The sequence below is a fragment of the Cupriavidus cauae genome, assembly GCF_008632125.1.
GTDB classification, from domain to species: Bacteria; Pseudomonadota; Gammaproteobacteria; order Burkholderiales; family Burkholderiaceae; genus Cupriavidus; species Cupriavidus cauae.
Genome location: NZ_VWRN01000015.1, coordinates 142,621 through 149,369, shown reverse-complemented (window position 1 = coordinate 149,369; position 6,749 = coordinate 142,621). Strand labels below are relative to the sequence as shown.

The following is a 6,749-nucleotide window of genomic DNA, read 5'->3' as shown; positions in this document are numbered from 1 at the left end:
TGTTCGAGAACTACCCGGTCGATGCGGCACTGCGCCAGCGCGAGCAGAACGGCCTGAAGCTCGGCGAGGTCAGCCATGCGGCGACTACCAACTATCCGCTGACGCTGGTGATCTCGGCCGGTGCCACCCTCGAAATCGGTTGCAGCTACCAGTGCGATCTCTTTTCGCAGGCGACCGTCCAGCAATTGCAGCGGCACTATGTAGCCGTGCTCGAGCAGATCGCCGCGGCGCCGGACGCTCGTGTTGGCGAATTGCAGTTTGCCAGCGCAGAGGACGGAAAGCTGGTGGGCAACGCGCAGGACACCGGAGCTGCCGATGTGTTGGCCGCCTGGCAGCGCAATGTCGCCGCCGACCCTTCCGCGATGGCGCTGCGATATGAGGAGCAAACGCTGACGCGCGGCGAGACCGATCGGATCGCCAATGGCATCGCGGCGGCGCTGGCCGCACGCGGCATTGGGCGCGAGACGCGGGTTGGGCTTTGTGTCGAACGCTCTCCTGCATTCGTCACCGGACTGCTTGGCATCCTGAAGGCCGGGGCGGTGTGCGTGCCGCTCGATCCGGCGCAGCCAGCCGAACGCTTGCGCCAGCTATTGGACGACGCCGGCGCCGGTGTTGTCGTCGGCTCGGTGCCCGGCTCCGTGCCGGAGTTCGGACCGGAGTTCGGGCCGGGCTTCGATTGCATCGATCCGGCATCCGTGACGCCGGTCGACGATGCGCCTTCCGTCTCGTTGCTTCCGGGGCAAGCCGCTTACTTGATCTACACCTCCGGCTCCACCGGCACCCCCAAGGGCGTGGTGGTCAGCCACGATGCGCTCGCGCATTACGTCTCCGGCGTGCTGCACCGGCTGCAGTTGACTGCGGACGCCTCGATGGCGATGGTCTCGACTACCGCCGCCGATCTCGGCCATACCGTGCTGTTCGGCGCCCTCTGCAGCGGCCGCACCTTGCATCTGATCTCGCGCGAGCGGGGCTTCGATCCCGATCGTTTCGCCGAGTACATGTCGCGGCACCGCGTCGGCGTGCTCAAGATCGTACCCAGCCATCTGCGCGGATTGCTGCAGGCGCGGCAGCCTGCCGACGTCCTGCCCGAAGAGGCGCTGATTCTTGGCGGCGAGGCTACCTCGGCCGAACTGGCTCGGACGATCCGCGACCTGAAGCGGCAATGCCGGCTGTTCAACCATTACGGCCCGACGGAGACCACGGTCGGCGTGCTGACGCATGAAGCGGTGGCCCTGCCCGAACGCCAGTTGCCGACCGGCACCCCGCTGCCGGGCTCACGCGTCTATGTGCTTGACGCCGACCTGAACCCGGTGCCCGCCGGCATCGTCGGCGAACTCTATATCGCCGGACCGCAGCTGGCGCGCGGCTACCTCGGTCGCCCGGGACTGACCGCCGAGCGCTTCGTCCCCGATCCCTTCACCGCCGGTGCAAGGATGTACCGCACCGGCGACCGCGTCAGGCAGGACGCCGATGGCCGGATCGAATACCTTGGCCGCCAGGACGAACAGGTCAAGATCCGCGGCTACCGGGTCGAGTTGGGCGAAATCGCGCATCTGCTGCGGTCGCAAGCCGGTGTCAAGGACGCCGCCGTGATCGTCCATGAGGACCGTCTGGTCGCCTATTGCGTGCTGGACGGCACGGATTCCGCCACGCTAAAGACCGAACTGAAGGCCCAACTTCCCGACCACATGGTCCCGGCGCAACTGATCGCGCTGGACCGCCTGCCGGTCACGCCAAACGGCAAGCTCGATCGTCGCGCCCTGCCCGCCCCGGTCTGGGAAACCCAGGGCTACGTCGCCCCGCGCAACGAGATCGAAACCCTGCTGGCGCAGGTCTGGCAAGAAGTCCTTGGCGTCGAGCAGGTCGGCATCCGCGACAACTTTTTCGAACTCGGCGGCCATTCCCTGCTGGTCACGCGGCTGGCGGCGCTGGTCAACGCCCGTCTGTCGGTGCCGGTCCCGCTACGCGTCTACTTCGAATCGGCGACGCTCGCCGAAATGGCAGCCAGCATCGAATCGTCGAATGGCCTTCAGCACAAGCAAGAGAAGGCGGCCGAAGCCGAAGGCTGGGCCGACATGGACGCGTGGCTGGACACGCTGGAGACAGAAGCATGAGCGTTGACAAACTCCGCCTCGCACAACGGTTCGCCAGTCTGTCGCCCGAGGGGCAGCAGCGATTCATTGCCGAACTGAAGGCCCGCGGCATGGATTTCGGCCGACTGCCCATCGCGGCGCGTGGACGCAGCGAGGCCGCGTTGTCGTATGCGCAGCAGCGGCTATGGTTCCTGTGGCAGCTCGAGCGGGACAGCGGCCTGTACAACATTCCGCGCGCCGTGCGACTACGCGGCGCGCTCGATCGGTCGTCACTGCAGCGGACCTTCTATGCGCTGGTGGAGCGGCACGAAAGCCTGCGCACCACCTTCCATCAGGAGGGCGAGCAGGCGGTGCAACGGATTCACGCGCCTCAGCCCCTGCCGATCGCCATCACCGATCTGCGCGACACAGATCCGGCACAGCGCGACGCTGCTGTGCAATCGCAGGTCGACGCCGAGGCCCAGGCGCCGTTCGACCTCGAACAAGGACCGCTGCTGCGCGTGCGCCTGCTGCGATTGGCCGACGACGACCATATCCTGCTGGTCACCATGCACCATATCGTCTCCGACGGCTGGTCCATGAACGTGGTGATCGACGAGTTCGCGCGGCTCTATGCGGGCTTCGTCAGCGGCCAGCCGGCGCAGTTGGCGCCGCTGCCGATCCAGTACGCCGACTATGCGGCGTGGCAGAAGCAGTGGCTCGAGGCCGGCGAACTGGAGCGGCAACTAAGCTACTGGAAGTCGCATCTGGCCGACGATGGCACCGTGGTGCTGGAACTGCCGACCGACCGGCCGCGTCCTGCGGTGCCAAGCCATCGCGGCGGCGCGGTTTCGTTTTCGCTCGACGCCGAACTGTCGTCGAAGCTCCGTACGCTGGCCCGCAGTGCGGACACCACCGTCTTTACCGTACTGCTGGCCGCCTTCCAGGTCCTGCTCTACCGCTACACCGGTCAGCGCGACCTGCGCGTCGGCGTCCCCGTGGCCAATCGCAATCGCGTCGAGACCGAGGGCGTGGTCGGCTTCATCGTCAACACGCAGGTCCTTCGCACGGAAATCGACGGCAGCATGGCGTTTGACGCGGTGCTCGCCCGCGCTCGCGAGTCCGTGCTGCAAGCGCAGGCGCATCAGGAACTGCCGTTCGAGCAGTTGGTCGAGGCGCTGCAGCCCGAGCGAAACCTGTCGCACAACCCCTTGTTCCAGGTCATGCTGAACCATCAGCGGCGCGACCTGCGCGCGCTGGATCGCCTGCCCGGTCTGGTGCTGGAGAAAGTCGAGCGTACCGCCAACGCGGCCAAGGTCGATCTGGCGCTCGATACGCAGGAGGACGAGCATGGCGCCCTCAGCGGCGTGTTCGGCTATGCCGCCGATCTGTTCGAGCACGATACGGTCGAGCGTTTGCAGCGGCACTATGTCGGCGTGTTACGCGCCGTGGCGGAGGAACCGGCGATCGCCATCGCCGCGATCCCGCTGCTGCTTGCGGACGAGCGACACCAGCTGACCGACTGGAATGTCGCCGATCGCCGCTACTCGGCTGCGGATCCCGTCCACGTCGCCATCGCGCGTCAGGCGGCACAGCGCCCTGATGCCATTGCGCTGCGTTGCGGCGAACGCGCGGTCAGCTACGGCGAACTCGATGCCAGCGCCACACGTCTTGCCTACGCCCTGCATGCAGCCAGTGCGGGCCCGGAAACCGTCGTTGGCGTGGTGCTCGACCGCAGCCCAGACCTGATCGTGCGTTTGCTCGCTACGCTGAAGGCCGGCGCCGCCTACCTGCCGCTGGACCCGGAACTGCCGCGCGCCCGTATCGATCAGTTGCTGCAGGACGCCAGGGTCAAGCTCGTTCTGACGTCCCAGGCGCTGGCCGGCCGCATCGATACCACCCTGCCGGTCATCGTCATGGAAGACGTTGGTGAACCGGAGGCGGTGCAACTGCCGACCGTCGATCCTCGCCAGCTCGCCTATCTCATCTACACCTCCGGCTCCACCGGCACGCCCAAGGGCGTCGCCGTCGAACACGGCCCCCTGGCAATGCACTGCCACGCCACCGTCGAGCAATACGGCATGGGACCGGATGACCGGGAGTTGCACTTCCTGTCGTTCAATTTCGATGGGGCCCACGAACGCTGGCTGGTACCGCTGATCGCCGGCGCCCAGTTGGTGCTGCGCGACGACGCCCTGTGGAGCGCCGAGCAGACTCTCGAAGTGATCGCGCGCGAAGGCGTCACCAATGCCGGCTTCCCGCCTGCGTACCTGCTGCGACTGGCCGAGGCGGCCACCGAACCGGTGCCGCTGCGCCTGCTTTCCTTCGGCGGCGAAGCGATGTCGCGCGAGGCCTTGGCTCGCATCAAGCAGAAGTTCCAGGCCGGCACGCTGATCAACGGCTACGGACCGACCGAGGCCGTGGTCACGCCGCTGGCTTGGGTCGGGCCGCGCGACACCGATTGCCCGAGCGCATACGTGCCGATCGGCCGACCGGTGGGCGACCGCACCGCCTACGTGCTCGACGCGGATCTGAATCCGGTGCCGGTAGGCGTGGCCGGCGAGTTGTATATCGGCGGCCACGGCCTGGCGCGCGGCTATGTCGGCAAACCGGGACTGACCGCCGAACGCTTCATCCCGGACCCGTTCACCGCCGGCGCGCGCATGTACCGCACCGGCGATCTGGTCCGGCGCTGCCGCGACGGCAGCATCGAATACGTCGGCCGGCTCGACCATCAGGTCAAGATCCGCGGCTATCGCATCGAACTCGGCGAGATCGAGGCGCGCCTGCGCGCCCACGCCACCGTGCGGGAAGCGGTGGTCGTGGCCCACGATGGTCCAAGTGGCAAACAGCTGGTCGCTTACGTTGTGCCAGACCACGGCGAGGTGGAGGTCCCGGCGCGGCTCCGGGCATATCTCGAGAACGTCCTGCCGCCCTACATGGTGCCGGCGCAGATCATGCCGCTGAACCAGCTGCCGGTCACCCCGAACGGCAAGCTCGACCGCCGGGCGCTTCCGGAGCCGGTGTGGGAGGTGCAGGGCTACGTCGCCGCGAGCAACGAGGTCGAGGCCAAGCTGACTCAGGTCTGGCAGGAGGTCCTTGGCGTAGAGCGAGTCGGCATCACCGACAACTTCTTCGAGCTCGGCGGCGACTCGATCCTGTCGATCCAGGCCGTCAGCAAGGCGCGACGCCTTGGCCTGCGCTTCACGCCCAAGGACCTGTTCCTGCATCAGACCGTGCAGGCGCTGGCCCGGGCGGCGACGCGCGAGGACACGGAACGGCCCGTCGAAGACAAACCAACGGGCGAAGTGCCGCTGCTGCCGATTCAACGATGGTTCTTCGAGACGCCGATGCCGAATCGCCATCATTGGAACCAGTCGGTACTGCTGAAGCCTCTTGCACCGATCGACCAGGCAGCGCTACGCCAGGCGCTTCAGGCCCTCGTCGCCCATCACGATGCCTTGCGCCTGCGCTATCGACAGTGCGACGGCCAATGGCAACAGCATTACGCCGAGCACGAGGATCATGACCTGCTGCGGCACGAGGAGGTGGCCAACTTCGCCACCATCACGGACCGTTGCAGCGATGCCCAACGGAGCTTGAACCTCGAACAGGGCCCGTTGCTGCGCGCGCTGCACCTGCGACTGGCCGACGGCAGCGAGCGGCTGCTGCTCGCCGTGCACCATCTGGTGGTCGATGGGGTGTCATGGCGGATCCTGATGGAAGACCTGCAGCAGGCGTATCGCCTCGCACGGCAAGGTGAAGCCATCGTCCTTGCGCCCAAGACCGCGTCGTACAAGACGTGGGGGCAGACCTTGGCGGCGCACGCCAATGGGGACGCCCTGCGGCAGCAGGCGGACTACTGGCTATCGCAGCCCGACGTGCCGGCGCTGGAACCCGATCACGACGAACCGGCGCTTGCCATCGACGGGCGCCAGCACACGATCCGCCTGGACGCGGCGCGAACCACGCAACTGTTGCAACAAGCGCACGGCGCCTATCGCACCCGCATCAACGACCTGCTGCTGACCGCCGTCGCCCGTGCCGTTGGCACATGGACGCAACGGCCGCGTGTCGCGATCCAGCTGGAAGGGCATGGACGGGAAGCGCTTTCCGATTCGGTCGACATCAGCCGCACGGTGGGCTGGTTCACCACGGTGTTCCCCGTGGTGCTGCCCGTCGCGCCGGATATCGGCGACACCATCAAGCAGGTCAAGGAGACCTTGCGCGCGATCCCCGACAACGGCATCGGCTATGGCCTGCTGCGTCATCTGGGCCCCGCGGAGATCCGGTCGGAGCTGGCCCGCCGCGCCGAGCCGCGCATCACGTTCAACTATCTGGGGCAATTCGACCAGACCGCGGGCGAGGACGCCGACTTCGCCATGGCCGACGAACCGAGCGGGGCCAGCCGCGATGCCCAGGCCCCGCTCGGCAACGCGCTGACCATCAATGGCCAGGTATTCGGCGCCGAGCTGGTGTTGAAACTCGGCTATAGCTGCAAACAGTTCGAGCCCGCCACCATCGAGCGCCTGGGCGATGCACTCCGTCGCGAACTGGAAGCCGTCATCGAGCACTGCCTCTGTCACGACAACCACGGCATGACGCCATCCGACCTGGTCAATGTCCAGATCGACCAGGACGCGCTCGACGCGCTGCTCGATAACGTGCTCTAAACCG

The 6,749-nt window shown here is 66.9% G+C and carries 2 protein-coding genes; both read left to right on the top strand.

Annotated elements, in window-relative coordinates:
- Positions 1 to 2,114: non-ribosomal peptide synthetase (locus F1599_RS04100; protein WP_150082268.1), on the top strand; the 2,114-nt coding region annotated here is incomplete at its 5' end.
- The gene (locus F1599_RS04095; RefSeq protein ID WP_150082267.1) at positions 2,111 to 6,745 is read left to right on the top strand and encodes a non-ribosomal peptide synthetase; all 4,635 of its coding nucleotides are present in this window, start codon (positions 2,111 to 2,113) and stop codon (positions 6,743 to 6,745) included. The genes F1599_RS04100 and F1599_RS04095, both read left to right, overlap by 4 nt.
- The last annotated feature ends 4 nt before the right edge of the window (positions 6,746 to 6,749 follow it).

What these genes read in the sequence shown, in the direction of transcription:
- F1599_RS04095 (WP_150082267.1), top strand. Translation starts at nt 2,111, where the DNA reads ATGAGCGTTGACAAACTCCGCCTCGCACAACGGTTCGCCAGTCTGTCG.